General features: G+C 45.3%; 8 protein-coding genes, 9 tRNA genes and 2 rRNA genes. 18 read left to right on the forward strand and 1 reads right to left on the reverse strand.

The genetic code is table 11. The features are described 5' to 3' along the window. Window positions 1-90 precede the first annotated feature (90 nt). The 18 genes from FD735_RS00995 to FD735_RS01080 all read left to right on the forward strand — a co-directional run bounded on the left by FD735_RS00995 (window position 91) and on the right by FD735_RS01080 (window position 15002). A 23S ribosomal RNA gene (locus tag FD735_RS00995) occupies window positions 91-2994 on the forward strand. A 76-nt stretch (window positions 2995-3070) separates the two neighbouring features. Continuing rightward, window positions 3071-3186 (forward strand): 5S ribosomal RNA (gene rrf / locus FD735_RS01000). A 4-nt stretch (window positions 3187-3190) separates the two neighbouring features. Continuing rightward, window positions 3191-3263 (forward strand) — tRNA-Val (locus FD735_RS01005). 2 nt (window positions 3264-3265) lie between these two features. Beyond that, window positions 3266-3338 (forward strand) — tRNA-Asp (locus FD735_RS01010). 24 nt (window positions 3339-3362) lie between these two features. Further along, window positions 3363-3435, forward strand: a tRNA-Lys gene (locus FD735_RS01015). A 5-nt stretch (window positions 3436-3440) separates the two neighbouring features. Beyond that, window positions 3441-3522: transfer RNA gene (locus tag FD735_RS01020), tRNA-Leu, on the forward strand. Between the two features lie 12 nt (window positions 3523-3534). Continuing rightward, window positions 3535-3607 (forward strand) — tRNA-Thr (locus FD735_RS01025). Window positions 3608-3634: 27 nt separating this feature from the next. Beyond that, window positions 3635-3706: transfer RNA gene (locus FD735_RS01030), tRNA-Gly, on the forward strand. Window positions 3707-3713: 7 nt separating this feature from the next. Then, window positions 3714-3799: transfer RNA gene (locus FD735_RS01035), tRNA-Leu, on the forward strand. An 11-nt stretch (window positions 3800-3810) separates the two neighbouring features. Continuing rightward, a tRNA-Arg gene (locus FD735_RS01040) sits at window positions 3811-3884 on the forward strand. 15 nt (window positions 3885-3899) lie between these two features. Then, window positions 3900-3973: transfer RNA gene (locus FD735_RS01045), tRNA-Pro, on the forward strand. Window positions 3974-4148: 175 nt separating this feature from the next. Then, window positions 4149-8540: a PolC-type DNA polymerase III gene (locus tag FD735_RS01050; RefSeq protein ID WP_139658275.1), complete on the forward strand. Its 4392-nt coding sequence runs from the start codon at window positions 4149-4151 to the stop codon at window positions 8538-8540. A gap of 19 nt (window positions 8541-8559) precedes the next feature. After that, window positions 8560-8712 (forward strand): hypothetical protein, encoded by a 153-nt coding sequence (locus FD735_RS09800; protein WP_000778898.1) that lies wholly within the window; start codon window positions 8560-8562, stop codon window positions 8710-8712. A 21-nt stretch (window positions 8713-8733) separates the two neighbouring features. Beyond that, on the forward strand, window positions 8734-9975 hold the full coding sequence (locus tag FD735_RS01055) for an aminopeptidase (protein WP_139658276.1): 1242 nt from the start codon (window positions 8734-8736) through the stop codon (window positions 9973-9975). A gap of 9 nt (window positions 9976-9984) precedes the next feature. Then, window positions 9985-10215: a GlsB/YeaQ/YmgE family stress response membrane protein gene (locus FD735_RS01060; protein ID WP_000901578.1), complete on the forward strand. Its 231-nt coding sequence runs from the start codon at window positions 9985-9987 to the stop codon at window positions 10213-10215. A 224-nt stretch (window positions 10216-10439) separates the two neighbouring features. Continuing rightward, a complete protein-coding gene (locus FD735_RS01065) occupies window positions 10440-11162 on the forward strand; it encodes a pseudouridine synthase (protein ID WP_139658277.1) in 723 nt (240 codons plus the stop codon). A 111-nt stretch (window positions 11163-11273) separates the two neighbouring features. Then, window positions 11274-12608, forward strand: a complete 1335-nt coding sequence (gene pepC / locus FD735_RS01075) for an aminopeptidase C (protein ID WP_139658278.1) — start codon at window positions 11274-11276, stop codon at window positions 12606-12608. 165 nt (window positions 12609-12773) lie between these two features. Then, window positions 12774-15002, forward strand: coding sequence for an HAD-IC family P-type ATPase (locus FD735_RS01080; protein ID WP_139658279.1), 2229 nt, complete (start codon window positions 12774-12776; stop codon window positions 15000-15002). A 56-nt stretch (window positions 15003-15058) separates the two neighbouring features. Here the strand turns inward: FD735_RS01080 and FD735_RS01085 are convergent, their stop codons facing one another. Next, a complete protein-coding gene (locus FD735_RS01085; RefSeq protein WP_139658280.1) occupies window positions 15059-15970 on the reverse strand; it encodes a PTS system mannose/fructose/sorbose family transporter subunit IID in 912 nt (303 codons plus the stop codon).

Below are 15970 nucleotides of genomic sequence, written 5' to 3' on the forward strand. Positions count from 1 at the left end.
AAATTGAATATCTATATCAAATAGTAACAAGAAAATAAACCGAAACGCTGTAGTATTAAAAGAGTTTATGACTGAAAGGTCAAAAAATAAGGTTAAGTTAATAAGGGCGCACGGTGGATGCCTTGGCACTAGGAGCCGAAGAAGGACGTGACAAACGACGATATGCCTTGGGTAGCTGTAAGTAAGCGATGATCCAGGGATTTCCGAATGGGGGAACCCAACAGGTACTACCTGTTACCCGCATCTGTTAAGGATGTGAGGAGGAAGACGCAGTGAACTGAAACATCTAAGTAGCTGCAGGAAGAGAAAGCAAAAGCGATTGCCTTAGTAGCGGCGAGCGAAACGGCAGGAGGGCAAACCGAAGAGTTTACTCTTCGGGGTTGTAGGACTGCAATGTGGACTCAAAGATTATAGAAGAATGATTTGGGAAGATCAGCCAAAGAGAGTAATAGCCTCGTATTTAAAATAGTCTTTGTACCTAGCAGTATCCTGAGTACGGCGGGACACGTGAAATCCCGTCGGAATCTGGGAGGACCATCTCCCAACCCTAAATACTCCCTAGTGACCGATAGTGAACCAGTACCGTGAGGGAAAGGTGAAAAGCACCCCGGGAGGGGAGTGAAATAGAACCTGAAACCGTGTGCCTACAACAAGTTCGAGCCCGTTAATGGGTGAGAGCGTGCCTTTTGTAGAATGAACCGGCGAGTTACGATATGATGCGAGGTTAAGTTGAAGAGACGGAGCCGCAGGGAAACCGAGTCTGAATAGGGCGCATTAGTATCATGTCGTAGACCCGAAACCATGTGACCTACCCATGAGCAGGTTGAAGGTGCGGTAAGACGCACTGGAGGACCGAACCAGGGCACGTTGAAAAGTGCTTGGATGACTTGTGGGTAGCGGAGAAATTCCAAACGAACTTGGAGATAGCTGGTTCTCTCCGAAATAGCTTTAGGGCTAGCGTCGACATTAGAGATTCTTGGAGGTAGAGCACTGTTTGGGTGAGGGGTCCATCCCGGATTACCAATCTCAGATAAACTCCGAATGCCAATGAATTATGGTCGGCAGTCAGACTGCGAGTGCTAAGATCCGTAGTCGAAAGGGAAACAGCCCAGACCACCAGCTAAGGTCCCAAAATAATTGTTAAGTGGAAAAGGATGTGGGGTTGCACAGACAACTAGGATGTTAGCTTAGAAGCAGCTATTCATTCAAAGAGTGCGTAATAGCTCACTAGTCGAGTGACCCTGCGCCGAAAATGTACCGGGGCTAAAACAATTTACCGAAGCTGTGGATACCTTTATAGGTATGGTAGGAGAGCGTTCTATGTGTGATGAAGGTATACCGTGAGGAGTGCTGGAACGCATAGAAGTGAGAATGCCGGTATGAGTAGCGAAAGACAGGTGAGAATCCTGTCCACCGTAAGACTAAGGTTTCCAGGGGAAGGCTCGTCCGCCCTGGGTTAGTCGGGACCTAAGGAGAGACCGAAAGGTGTATCCGATGGACAACAGGTTGATATTCCTGTACTAGAGTATGTAGTGATGGAGGGACGCAGTAGGCTAACTAAAGCAGACGAATGGAAGTGTCTGTCTAAGCAGTGAGGTGTGATATGAGTCAAATGCTTATATCTATAACATTGAGCTGTGATGGGGAGCGAAGTTTAGTAGCGAAGTTAGTGACGTCACACTGCCAAGAAAAGCTTCTAGCGTTTAAACATACTCTACCCGTACCGCAAACCGACACAGGTAGTCGAGGCGAGTAGCCTCAGGTGAGCGAGAGAACTCTCGTTAAGGAACTCGGCAAAATGACCCCGTAACTTCGGGAGAAGGGGTGCTGACTTTAGGTCAGCCGCAGTGAATAGGCCCAAGCAACTGTTTATCAAAAACACAGCTCTCTGCTAAATCGTAAGATGATGTATAGGGGGTGACGCCTGCCCGGTGCTGGAAGGTTAAGAGGAGTGCTTAGGAGTAATCCGAAGGTATGAATTGAAGCCCCAGTAAACGGCGGCCGTAACTATAACGGTCCTAAGGTAGCGAAATTCCTTGTCGGGTAAGTTCCGACCCGCACGAAAGGCGTAATGATTTGGGCACTGTCTCAACGAGAGACTCGGTGAAATTTTAGTACCTGTGAAGATGCAGGTTACCCGCGACAGGACGGAAAGACCCCATGGAGCTTTACTGCAGTTTGATATTGAGTGTCTGTACCACATGTACAGGATAGGTAGGAGTCTATGAGATCGGGACGCCAGTTTCGAAGGAGACGTTGTTGGGATACTACCCTTGTGTTATGGCCACTCTAACCCGGATAGGTTATCCCTATCGGAGACAGTGTCTGACGGGCAGTTTGACTGGGGCGGTCGCCTCCTAAAAGGTAACGGAGGCGCCCAAAGGTTCCCTCAGAATGGTTGGAAATCATTCGCAGAGTGTAAAGGTATAAGGGAGCTTGACTGCGAGAGCTACAACTCGAGCAGGGACGAAAGTCGGGCTTAGTGATCCGGTGGTTCCGTATGGAAGGGCCATCGCTCAACGGATAAAAGCTACCCTGGGGATAACAGGCTTATCTCCCCCAAGAGTTCACATCGACGGGGAGGTTTGGCACCTCGATGTCGGCTCGTCGCATCCTGGGGCTGTAGTCGGTCCCAAGGGTTGGGCTGTTCGCCCATTAAAGCGGCACGCGAGCTGGGTTCAGAACGTCGTGAGACAGTTCGGTCCCTATCCGTCGCGGGCGTAGGAAATTTGAGAGGATCTGCTCCTAGTACGAGAGGACCAGAGTGGACTTACCGCTGGTGTACCAGTTGTCTTGCCAAAGGCATCGCTGGGTAGCTATGTAGGGAAGGGATAAACGCTGAAAGCATCTAAGTGTGAAACCCACCTCAAGATGAGATTTCCCATGATTTTATATCAGTAAGAGCCCTGAGAGATGATCAGGTAGATAGGTTAGAAGTGGAAGTGTGGCGACACATGTAGCGGACTAATACTAATAGCTCGAGGACTTATCCAAAGTAACTGAGAATACGAAGTGTGAGGTTTTCTTGGTATTTGATAGATATTCAATTTTGAGTAGGTATTACTCAGAGTTAAGTGACGATAGCCTAGGAGATACACCTGTACCCATGCCGAACACAGTAGTTAAGCCCTAGAACGCCGGAAGTAGTTGGGGGTTGCCCCCTGTGAGATATGGAAGTCGCTTAGCTCGAGGGAGTTTAGCTCAGCTGGGAGAGCATCTGCCTTACAAGCAGAGGGTCAGCGGTTCGATCCCGTTAACTCCCATAGGTCCCGTAGTGTAGCGGTTATCACGTCGCCCTGTCACGGCGAAGATCGCGGGTTCGATTCCCGTCGGGACCGTTTAAGATAACGGAAGTTATTTTAGACTCGTTAGCTCAGTTGGTAGAGCAATTGACTTTTAATCAATGGGTCACTGGTTCGAGCCCAGTACGGGTCATATTTGCGGGTTTGGCGGAATTGGCAGACGCACCAGATTTAGGATCTGGCGCTTAACGGCGTGGGGGTTCAAGTCCCTTAACCCGCATAATAGAAATCAGCCGGCTTAGCTCAGTTGGTAGAGCATCTGATTTGTAATCAGAGGGTCGCGTGTTCAAGTCATGTAGCCGGCATTTTTTTATATAGAATAAGAGGTCGATGCGAACGTAGTTCAGTGGTAGAACACCACCTTGCCAAGGTGGGGGTCGCGGGTTCGAATCCCGTCGTTCGCTTAGAGAGGCCGGGGTGGCGGAACTGGCAGACGCACAGGACTTAAAATCCTGCGATTGGTAACGATCGTACCGGTTCGATTCCGGTCCTCGGCATATAATGATGAGCACCCTTAGCTCAACTGGATAGAGTACCTGACTACGAATCAGGCGGTTAGAGGTTCGACTCCTCTAGGGTGCATTTTTTTATTTAACGCGGGAAGTAGCTCAGCTTGGTAGAGTACTTGGTTTGGGACCAAGGTGTCGCAGGTTCGAATCCTGTCTTCCCGATTGATTACGAGGATACTTAAGGGTATCTTTTTTTATTTACTAAGGAGATTCTGAGAGTCTTCTTTTTTGTTTACTGAACAAATTTGGGTAAACTAGCAGTGTTTAAGGAATGGTACTAGTCATATATTTTCTTTAATTATGGTAAAATAGTAAGAGAATAATGTGAGGAAAATGAATGTCAAGTAAGTTTGAAATTTTAATGAATCAACTAGGAATCTCTGAACAATTGAGACAGAATCCTGCTCTTGTTGATGCCAGTATTGAGCGTGTTGTGGTTCATAAAATTAGTAAGATTTGGGAATTTCATTTTGTATTTTCTAATATTTTACCGATTGAAATCTTTTTGGAGTTAAAGAAAGGGCTTAGTGAAGAATTTTCTAAGACAGGGAATCGAGCTGTTTTTGAAATCAAGGCTCTTTCTCAAGAATTCTCTAATGAACTCTTGCAGGCCTACTATAGAGAGGCTTTTTCTGAAGGCCCATGTGCAAGTCAGGGGTTTAAATCTCTTTACCAGAATTTAAACGTTCGTGCGGAGGGAAATCAACTCATTATTGAAGGTTCAGAGGCGATTGATAAGGAGCACTTTAAGAAGAATCATCTTCCTAATTTGGCAAAGCAACTCGAAAAGTTTGGTTTTCCAGCTTTTATATACCAAATAGAAAAGAATGATGCTCTTACACAAGAGCAGGAGGAAGCCTTCCATACGGAGAATGAACAGATTGTTCAAGCTGCCAACGAAGAAGCTTTACGAGCTATGGAGCAACTGGAACAAATGGCTCCTCCTCCAGTAGAAGAGAAGCCAGTCTTTGATTTTCAGGCTAAAAAGGCTGCGGCCAAGCCTAAACTAGATAAGGCTGAAGTTACCCAGATGATCGACGTGACGACTGAGGAAAATCGTCTGGTCTTTGAAGGGGTCGTTTTTGATGTGGAGCATAAGGTGACCAGAACTGGTCGCGTTTTGATCAACTTTAAAATGACAGACTACACTTCAAGTTTTTCAATGCAAAAATGGGTTAAGAATGAGGAAGAGGCTCAGAAGTTTGACATCATTAAGAAGAATTCTTGGCTCCGAGTTCGTGGGAATGTGGAGATGAATAACTTCACACGTGATTTGACCATGAACGTGCAGGATGTACAGGAAGTTGTTCACTATGAGCGGAAGGATTTGATGCCAGAAGGTGAGCGTCGGGTTGAGTTTCATGCTCATACAAATATGTCGACTATGGATGCTCTGCCAGAAGTAGAAGAGATCGTTGCAACAGCTGCAAAGTGGGGACACAAGGCGGTTGCCATCACGGACCATGGGAATGTCCAGTCCTTCCCACATGGCTACAAGGCAGCTAAGAAAGCTGGAATTCAGCTGATCTATGGAATGGAAGCCAATATTGTGGAAGACCGTGTCCCTATCGTCTATAACGAAGTGGAGATGGACTTGTCAGAAGCGACCTATGTGGTTTTTGACGTGGAAACGACGGGGCTTTCAGCCATCTATAATGATTTGATTCAGGTTGCGGCCTCTAAGATGTACAAGGGGAATGTTATTGCCGAATTTGATGAATTTATCAATCCTGGGCATCCCTTGTCAGCCTTTACTACTGAGTTAACAGGTATTACAGATGATCATGTTAAAAATGCTAAACCACTGGAACAAGTTTTGCAAGAATTCCAAGAATTTTGCAAGGATACAGTCTTAGTTGCTCACAATGCTACCTTTGACGTTGGCTTTATGAATGCCAACTATGAGCGTCATGGTCTGCCTAAGATTAGCCAGCCAGTTATCGATACGCTGGAGTTTGCTAGAAACCTCTATCCTGAGTATAAACGTCATGGTTTGGGACCTTTGACCAAGCGTTTTGGTGTGGCACTTGAACACCACCACATGGCCAACTACGATGCGGAAGCTACTGGTCGTCTGCTCTTCATCTTTATCAAAGAGGTGGCAGAGAAACATGGTGTGACTGACCTAGCTAGACTCAACATTGATTTGATTAGTCCAGACTCTTATAAAAAAGCTCGGATTAAACATGCGACTATTTATGTCAAGAATCAAGTTGGTTTAAAAAATATTTTTAAGCTGGTTTCTTTGTCTAACACCAAGTATTTTGAAGGGGTGCCACGGATTCCGAGAACGGTTCTAGACGCCCATCGGGAGGGCTTGATTTTGGGGTCGGCTTGCTCGGAAGGCGAAGTTTTTGACGCAGTTGTTTCCCAAGGTGTGGATGCGGCGGTTGAGGTGGCCAAGTATTATGACTTTATCGAGGTCATGCCACCAGCTATCTATGCTCCCTTGATTGCCAAGGAGCAGGTTAAGGATATGGAGGAACTCCAGACTATTATCAAGAATTTGATAGAAGTGGGAGACCGCCTTGGCAAGCCTGTTTTGGCTACGGGAAATGTCCACTATATCGAACCGGAAGAAGAGATTTACCGTGAAATTATTGTCCGTAGTTTGGGCCAGGGGGCTATGATTAACCGAACCATCGGTCATGGGGAGCATGCCCAACCAGCACCACTTCCCAAGGCTCATTTTCGAACGACTAATGAGATGTTGGATGATTTTGCCTTCTTGGGAGAGAAACTAGCTCGCAAATTGGTTATTGAAAACACCAATGCCTTGGCAGATATCTTTGAACCCGTTGAGGTTGTTAAGGGTGACTTGTACACACCTTTTATCGATAAGGCTGAAGAAACGGTTGCTGAGTTGACCTATAAGAAAGCTTTTGAGATTTATGGAAATCCGCTGCCAGATATCGTTGATTTGCGGATTGAAAAAGAATTAACTTCCATTCTGGGGAATGGATTTGCCGTGATTTATCTGGCATCGCAGATGCTGGTGCAACGTTCCAATGAACGGGGCTACTTGGTTGGTTCTCGTGGGTCTGTTGGGTCCAGTTTTGTTGCGACCATGATTGGGATTACGGAGGTTAATCCACTCTCTCCTCACTATGTCTGTGGTCAGTGTCAGTACAGCGAGTTTATCACGGATGGTTCTTACGGTTCAGGTTTTGATATGCCTAATAAGGACTGTCCAAACTGTGGTCATAAACTTAGCAAAAATGGGCAGGATATTCCTTTCGAGACCTTCCTTGGTTTTGATGGAGACAAGGTTCCTGATATTGACTTGAACTTCTCGGGAGAAGATCAGCCTAGCGCCCACTTGGATGTGCGTGATATCTTTGGGGAGGAATATGCCTTCCGTGCAGGAACAGTTGGTACGGTGGCTGCCAAGACTGCCTATGGATTTGTCAAGGGATATGAGCGTGATTACGGGAAGTTCTATCGTGATGCAGAGGTGGAACGCCTTGCTCAAGGTGCTGCTGGTGTCAAGCGGACTACAGGACAACACCCGGGAGGAATCGTTGTTATTCCTAACTATATGGATGTCTACGACTTTACGCCTGTTCAGTATCCAGCGGATGACGTGACGGCTGAATGGCAGACTACCCACTTTAACTTCCACGATATCGATGAGAACGTCCTCAAACTCGATGTGCTGGGTCATGATGATCCGACCATGATTCGCAAATTGCAGGACTTGTCTGGGATTGACCCTAATGAAATTCCTATGGATGATGAAGGTGTCATGGCCCTCTTTTCTGGGACGGATGTGCTTGGGGTGACGCCGGAGCAAATCGGTACACCGACGGGGATGCTGGGGATTCCAGAGTTTGGAACCAACTTTGTACGTGGGATGGTAGACGAGACGCATCCGACGACTTTTGCAGAGTTGCTTCAGCTCTCAGGTCTGTCCCACGGTACTGATGTGTGGTTGGGAAATGCCCAGGATTTGATTAAGCAAGGGATTGCGGATCTATCAACCGTTATCGGTTGTCGGGACGATATCATGGTTTATCTCATGCATGCGGGTCTCGAGCCTAAAATGGCCTTTACCATCATGGAACGGGTACGTAAGGGCTTGTGGTTGAAGATTTCCGAAGAAGAACGAAATGGCTATATCGAAGCCATGAAGGCCAATAAGGTGCCAGAGTGGTATATCGAATCCTGTGGAAAAATCAAGTATATGTTCCCTAAAGCCCATGCGGCAGCCTACGTTATGATGGCCTTGCGCGTGGCCTATTTCAAGGTTCACCATCCGATTTATTATTACTGTGCTTACTTCTCTATCCGCGCCAAGGCCTTTGATATCAAGACTATGGGTGCGGGCTTGGATGCTATCAAGCGTAGAATGGAAGAAATCGCTGAAAAACGGAAGAATAATGAAGCCTCTAATGTGGAAATTGACCTCTATACAACTCTTGAGATTGTCAATGAAATGTGGGAACGTGGCTTTAAGTTTGGCAAGTTAGACCTCTATCGTAGTGATGCGACTGAATTCATCATTGATGGAGATACCCTCATCCCACCATTTGTAGCAATGGATGGTCTGGGAGAGAACGTTGCTAAGCAGTTGGTGCGTGCGCGTGAAGAGGGTGAGTTCCTCTCTAAGACAGAACTGCGCAAGCGTGGTGGACTGTCATCAACCTTGGTTGAAAAGATGGATGAAATGGGAATTCTCGGCAATATGCCAGAGGATAACCAGTTGAGTTTATTTGATGAGTTTTTCTAAAATATAGGAAGAGAGTTTTATGAAACTTACCATTTCCGCTCAGGATAAGCCAGCGCAAAAGGTGTTTGATTACCAGCTGGATCTTGACCCTGATACGATTTTGAAAATGACCGCTTTGATTTGTGGTACTGTGGCAGCAGTTAGTCTGCTGTCCTTGTTTAAAGAGAAATAACAAAAGAAAAGGAAGAATAGAATGGTTTTACCAAATTTTAAAGAAAATCTAGAAAAATATGCGAAATTGTTGGTTGCGAACGGAATTAACGTGCAACCTGGTCACACCTTGGCTCTCTCTATCGATGTTGAGCAACGCGAGTTGGCGCATTTGATCGTGAAAGAAGCCTATGCCTTGGGTGCGCATGAGGTCATCGTTCAGTGGACAGATGATGTGATCAACCGTGAGAAATTCCTCCACGCGCCGATAGAGCGTTTGGACAATGTACCGGAATACAAGATTGCTGAGATGAACTATCTCTTGGAGAACAAGGCTAGCCGTCTTGGAGTTCGCTCATCTGATCCAGGTGCCTTGAACGGAGTCGATGCTGATAAGCTTTCAGCTTCTGCCAAAGCTATGGGACTCGCGATGAAGCCAATGCGTATCGCAACTCAGTCCAACAAGGTGAGCTGGACAGTGGCTGCCGCTGCTGGACTCGAGTGGGCTAAGAAGGTCTTCCCAAATGCAGCAAGCGATGAAGAAGCAGTTGATCTTCTTTGGGATCAAATCTTCAAAACTTGCCGTGTCTACGAAGAAGATCCTGTTAAGGCTTGGGAAGAGCATGCTGCTATCCTTAAGAGCAAGGCAGAAATGCTCAATAAAGAACAATTCTCAGCCCTTCACTACACAGCGCCAGGAACAGATTTGACACTTGGTTTGCCGAAAAACCACGTTTGGGAATCAGCTGGTGCTATCAATGCACAGGGGGAAGGTTTCTTGCCAAATATGCCAACAGAAGAAGTCTTTACAGCTCCTGACTTCCGTCGTGCAGATGGTTATGTAACCTCTACAAAACCACTTAGCTATAACGGAAATATCATAGAAGGGATTAAAGTAACCTTCAAGGACGGCCAAATCATCGAAATCACTGCTGAAAAAGGCGATCAAGTTATGAAAGATCTTGTCTTTGAAAATGCGGGTGCGCGTGCCTTGGGTGAATGTGCCTTGGTACCAGATCCAAGTCCAATTTCTCAGTCAGGTATTACCTTCTTTAATACCCTTTTCGATGAAAATGCGTCAAACCACTTGGCTATCGGTGCTGCCTATGCGACTAGCGTTGTTGGTGGTGCAGAGATGAGCGAAGAAGAGCTTGAAGCTGCAGGACTTAACCGTTCAGATGTTCACGTAGACTTTATGATTGGTTCTAACCAAATGGATATCGATGGTATCCGTGAGGATGGGACACGTGTACCACTCTTCCGCAAAGGAGACTGGGCAATTTAAGGAGAAGCTATGCTTGGAAGTATGTTTGTTGGTCTCCTAGTGGGACTCTTGGCAGGTGCTTTAACCAATCGCGGAGAAAGCATGGGATGCTTTGGGAAAATGTTTCTCGGCTGGATTGGTGCTTCTTTGGGGCACCTGCTCTTTGGAACTTGGGGTCCAAACCTAGCGGGGATAGCTATTGTCCCAGCTGTTTTAGGTGCTATGGTTGTCTTAGCTATTTTCTGGAGACGAGGAAGTTAATTTCTTAAATCTGATACTCAATGAAAATCAAAGAGTAAACTAGCCGCAGGCTGCTCAAAGCACTGCTTTGAGGTTGTGTATAGAACTGACGAAGTCAGCTCAAAACACTGTTTTGAGGTTGCAGACGGACGTTGACGCGGTTTGAAGAGATTTTTGAAGAGTATGAAACGAAAAGGAGGTTGGTCATTGTACCAGCCTCCTTTTGAGTATGATATAATAGTTCTATGAGATTAGATAAATTTTTAGTTGCCTGCGCTGTAGGGAGTCGAACTGAGGTCAGAAACTTGCTCAAGGCTGGGCGCGTGACGGTCAATGGCAAGAAAGAAAAATCAGCAAAATTGCAAATAAATGAAGAAAAAGACGAAATTCGCTTTGATGGCCAAGTGCTGGAGTATGAAAAGTTTGTCTACTACATGATGAACAAGCCTCAAGGAGTTATTTCAGCTACTGAGGATTCCAAGCATAGAACGGTTCTAGACTTGTTGGATGATATTGCTCGGACCAAGGAAGTTTTTCCAGTAGGGCGCTTGGATATCGATACGCATGGCCTCCTGCTCTTGACCAATGACGGCCAGCTTGCCCATGCTTTGCTTTCACCAAAACGTCATGTGGATAAGACCTATCTGGCACAAGTCGAGGGAATTATGACTCAAGAAGATGTGGAGACATTTGTCAAGGGCATTCCGCTCAAGGATTTTACCTGCCAGCCAGCTAAGCTGGAGATTGTGTCGGTAGATTCAGTAAAGAATCAAAGTCTGGTTCGTGTGACCATTGCTGAAGGGAAGTTCCATCAAGTCAAGCGTATGGTGGCCTTCTGTGGCAAGGAAGTGGTGGACTTACAACGTTTGACGATGGGAACTCTAGTCTTGGATGAGAACTTAGAACAAGGAGAATGGCGTCGCTTGACCAAGGAGGAGTTAGAAGTGCTCTTTGCAAGTATTGCTTAATTTGCTTTATATTAGAAAAAGGTGAGGGAGAATGTCCTTGCTTTTTTCGTTTTTCAGTTGCTTCCTTTGTGAAAAGAGTTATAATAGACAGTAGAATAAAAGGAGGAATCTATGAACGCGATTCAAGAATCATTTACAGATAAATTATTTGCCAACTATGAAGCAAATGTCAAATACCAAGCGATTGAAAATGCTGTCAGCCATAACGGAATTTTTGCAGCCCTAGAACGTCGCCAAAGCCATGTAAACAATACACCTGTTTTCTCATTGGATTTGACCAAGGACAAGGTTACTAACCAGAAAGCCTCTGGTCGTTGCTGGATGTTTGCAGCCCTTAACACCTTCCGTCACAAACTCATCTCTCAATACAAGCTCGAAAACTTTGAACTGTCACAAGCCCACACCTTCTTCTGGGACAAGTACGAGAAATCCAACTGGTTCTTGGAGCAAGTCATTGCGACTGCAGACCAAGAATTGACGAGCCGCAAGGTTAGCTTTCTACTCCAAACACCTCAACAAGACGGTGGTCAGTGGGATATGGTAGTGTCCCTCTTTGAGAAATACGGTGTCGTGCCCAAGTCTGTTTACCCTGAGTCTATCTCATCTAGCAGCAGCCGTGAGCTCAATGCCATCCTTAACAAATTGCTTCGCCAAGATGCCCAAATCTTGCGTGACTTGCTCGCTTCTGGTGCGGACCAAGTGACTGTTCAAGCTAAGAAAGAAGACCTCTTGCAAGAAATCTTTAACTTCCTTGCTATGTCACTAGGACTTCCACCGCGTAAATTTGACTTTGCTTATCGCGATAAGGATAACAATTACCAAAGTGAAAAGGGCATTACGCCACAAGAATTTTACAAGAAATATGTTGACCTTCCTCTAGAAGATTATGTTTCGGTTATCAATGCTCCAACTGCTGACAAGCCTTACGGCAAATCTTACACAGTTGAGATGTTGGGAAATGTGGTTGGTAGCCGTGCAGTTCGCTACATCAACGTTCCAATGGAGCGCTTGAAAGAATTGGCGATTGCCCAAATGCAGACAGGAGAAACTGTTTGGTTTGGTTCAGATGTCGGCCAGCTCAGCAACCGCAAAGCTGGAATCCTTGCGACAGATGTTTATGACTTCGAATCAAGTATGGACATTAAACTCACTCAAGACAAGGCTGGACGTTTGGACTACAGCGAAAGCTTGATGACCCACGCCATGGTCTTGACAGGTGTGGATTTGGATGAAAATGGCAAGTCAACTAAGTGGAAGGTTGAAAACTCTTGGGGAGACAAGGTCGGTACAGATGGTTACTTTGTTGCCTCAGATGCTTGGATGGACGAATACACCTATCAAATCGTTGTTCGCAAAGAATTGCTGACAGCAGAAGAACAAGCTGCTTATGAAGCAGAACCAATCGTACTTGCACCATGGGATCCAATGGGTGCCTTGGCAGAATAAAAGCATAGAAAAAAGAGGTTAGGGAAATCCTAGCTTCTTTTTAAGTCCTTCTTAAAGTGGCGATAGATGATGCTTGCCAAGGGAGTTCTCCTTATTTTGAGTCTTTAAGTGACAGAGAAAAAGATATGTGTTACTATAGTAGTACAAAAGGATATCGGAGTAGAAATGAAGTATTTAAGCAGTCAAGACATCAAGGATCGTCAACGAAATATCAGCGACATTAAACCCTATAAAACAACCAAGGAAATTGTCGTTTCAAATATTTTTACCTTCTTTAATGCCATGAACTTGGCTCTGGCAGTTCTGGTAGCCACAACCTTGCGATTTGAGAATATGCTCTTTTTAGGTGTGATTGCTATCAATACAGCCATCGGGATTTTCCAAGAAGTGCGTTCAAAAAATGCTCTGGAAAAGCTAAGTTTGCTTGGTAAAAATAAGTACAGAGTCAACCGAGATGGCCAAACAATCGAGATTGATCCAGAGGACATCGTTCTGGGTGAGTACCTGTATCTCAATCTGGGTGATCAGGTGCCTGTCGATGCAGAAGTACTTGAAGGAAATATTGAAGTGGATGAGTCTTTGCTGACTGGTGAGAGTGATTCTGTCTTTAAAACGGTTGGTGACCAGCTGATGAGCGGAAGCAATGTCGTTAGCGGTACTTGTCTGGTTACGGCAACGGCTGTGGGTCCAGATAGCTATATCAACAAACTCGCAAAATCCAGCAAGGAATTCAAAAAATACCCTTCTCAACTGCGCGATTACATGGATAAGATTTTAAAAATCGTCTCCATCTTGCTGGTGCCAGTTGCCATTCTGCTCTATGTCAGAGGTTTTAGTCTAGGACGGTCTTATGTTGAGATCGTCTTGGGAAGTTCAGGTGCCTTGGTCGGCATGATTCCGGAGGGCTTGATTCTCCTGGTTAGCGTCTCCCTAGCGGTAGCAGCCATGAAGCTGGCCAAAAAGAAGGTTCTGGTGCAAGAGCTATACTGTGTAGAGACCTTGGCGCGTGTAGATGTTCTCTGTTTTGATAAGACAGGAACTATCACGACGGGGAATATGAAGGTCCAAGAAATGGATGCTAATGTAGCAGAGAAACTGTCTTCTTATTTGGCTTATTTCGAAGATGAAAATGCGACGTCGCGGGCTCTGAAAACTTACTTAACCTGTGAGAAAAAATGGGAAGTTCAAGAAGTTGGTGCCTTTTCAAGTAAAAACAAGTATTCCTTTGTCCAAGTAAAAGAGGGTGGGACCTATTTCTTCGGAGCCTATGAGTTTTTAGGCTTTACCCAGCCGATGGATGCCTACTATGAAGATCTCAAACAGCAAGGTTTTCGAATCTTATCGCTTGCCCATAGCAAGGACCAGATTACAAGCCCATCCGAAATGGAACTATTAGGGCATGTCGTTCTGTCAGATGAGATTAAGGACAATACCAAGGAAACCTTTGACTATTTCGAATCTCAAGGTGTTGAAGTGAAGATTATCAGTGGTGATAATCATGTGGCTGTATATGGGGTGGCTCGTAAGGCAGGTTTTAAGGAAGAAGCGCGGGCTATTGATATGACCCAGGTGAGTGAACAAGACTTTGAAAGAGTGGTCTTGGAACACGAAATATTTGGTCGTGTGACACCTGAACAGAAAGAAAAGATGGTGACCGTTTTGCAAAATGTTGGTAAAACAGTTGCAATGAGCGGTGACGGGGTCAATGATGTTCTGGCTCTCAAGAAAGCAGATATTAGTTTTGCCATGAAGGGAGCTACGAGTGCAGCCAAAAGTGTATCCAATATTGTTTTTCTCACTGATGACTTTGCAGTATTTTATGATATCTTGATGGAAGGTCGCCGGGTCATCAATAACATCCAAAAGGTAGCCTCTCTCTTTCTGACAAAGACCTTCTTCTCCATCGTGTTTGCCATTTTGAGTGTGGTATTTGGTTTGGAATTCGCCTTTATCCCTATTCAGTTTACAATCATTTCAGCTATTACGATTGGGATTCCATCCTTCTTCCTAACTTTTGAGTCCAATAAAGAAAAGGTCAGCACACATTTTATGCGAGATATTTTGACCAATGCTGCGATTGGTGGTGGCATTCTAGTCGCTAGTGTACTCTTGACGAACTTCTTTATCACTGTCCCTGGTCAGGTCAAATTTATTTGCTTCCTCCTTGCCCTGATCAATGGTCTGTGTCTAGTTGCCAAGGTCAGCTTGCCTTTTAATCGATACAAGTTGTTCTTGCTCACGTTTTTGAGTCTTGCTGCCCTTGTTGGCGTACTTGCCAATACTTTTATCTTGCAAGGAGCTTTTGTGCCTTTAGAAACCACCCAAGTCGTCTATGTAGCCATCCTAGCAGTGGTGATTGGAGGCTTGCATTATCTGACTAGAAGAAAAAGTTGATACACAAAAGAATCAGGTTTATTACCTGATTCTTTTTTATTTATATTCTCGATGGTTTACATGATACCGAAGAAACGAGCTGCAATACCTACTGCAAAGAGAGCAAGGATGATTGCGATTGGTGATACTTTTTTCTTAAGCAACCACATGCAGAGGAAAGTAAGGAGAAGTCCCATCAATCCTGGAATCAATGAGTTCAACTGACCTTGAAGAGTTTGTGGTTGAACGCTATCCAAGCTCAATCCGCTGAGTGCTTGACCAAGGATTCCCTTCAATTCTCCACCTGTTACAGCGCCTTCTGGGAAGTTGATATAAGCACCTTCTGCCAATTGTTTACCTGGAAGGTTCACAGTAAAGTTGATAGATACCCAACGTTGTACAAGAACGGCAAGGATGAACATACCAAGGATAGATGCTCCTTTGGTGATGTCTTTCAAGATACCACCAGACATGTCTTTAGTGATTTCAGATCCAGCTTTGTAACCGAACTCTTGTGTATACCATAGGAAGGCCATACGGATAGCATTCCATCCAAAGAAGAAGAGAAGGGGACCAACAGTGTTACCAGATGCAGCAAGTGATGCACCAAGGGCTCCAAGGATAGGACGAACTGTAAACCAGAATACTGGGTCACCGATACCAGCAAGAGGTCCCATCATACCGATCTTAACCCCTTGGATAGCCGCGTCGTCGATTTCAACACCGTTAGCGCGCTCTTCTTCAAGTGCAAGAGTAACCCCCATGATTGGAGCAGCTACGTATGGGTGAGTGTTGAAGAACTCAAGGTGACGCTCAAGAGCAGCCGCTTGGTCTTCTTTTTTAGTGTACAATTTTTTGATAGCTGGGATCAAAGAGTAAGCCCAACCCAAGTTTTGCATACGTTCGTAGTTCCAAGAACCTTGAAGGAATTGTGAACGCCACCAAACTTTTTGACGATCTGATTTTGATAATTGAATTTTTTCAGCCAT

The sequence above is a fragment of the Streptococcus sp. 1643 genome, from assembly GCF_006228325.1.
Taxonomy (GTDB): Bacteria; Bacillota; Bacilli; order Lactobacillales; family Streptococcaceae; genus Streptococcus.

What these genes read in the sequence shown, in the direction of transcription:
- FD735_RS01050 (WP_139658275.1), top strand. Translation starts at nt 4,149, where the DNA reads ATGTCAAGTAAGTTTGAAATTTTAATGAATCAACTAGGAATCTCTGAA.
- FD735_RS09800 (WP_000778898.1), top strand. Translation starts at nt 8,560, where the DNA reads ATGAAACTTACCATTTCCGCTCAGGATAAGCCAGCGCAAAAGGTGTTT.
- FD735_RS01065 (WP_139658277.1), top strand. Translation starts at nt 10,440, where the DNA reads ATGAGATTAGATAAATTTTTAGTTGCCTGCGCTGTAGGGAGTCGAACT.
- FD735_RS01085 (WP_139658280.1), bottom strand. Translation starts at nt 15,970, where the DNA reads ATGGCTGAAAAAATTCAATTATCAAAATCAGATCGTCAAAAAGTTTGG.
- FD735_RS01080 (WP_139658279.1), top strand. Translation starts at nt 12,774, where the DNA reads ATGAAGTATTTAAGCAGTCAAGACATCAAGGATCGTCAACGAAATATC.
- FD735_RS01060 (WP_000901578.1), top strand. Translation starts at nt 9,985, where the DNA reads ATGCTTGGAAGTATGTTTGTTGGTCTCCTAGTGGGACTCTTGGCAGGT.
- pepC (WP_139658278.1), top strand. Translation starts at nt 11,274, where the DNA reads ATGAACGCGATTCAAGAATCATTTACAGATAAATTATTTGCCAACTAT.
- FD735_RS01055 (WP_139658276.1), top strand. Translation starts at nt 8,734, where the DNA reads ATGGTTTTACCAAATTTTAAAGAAAATCTAGAAAAATATGCGAAATTG.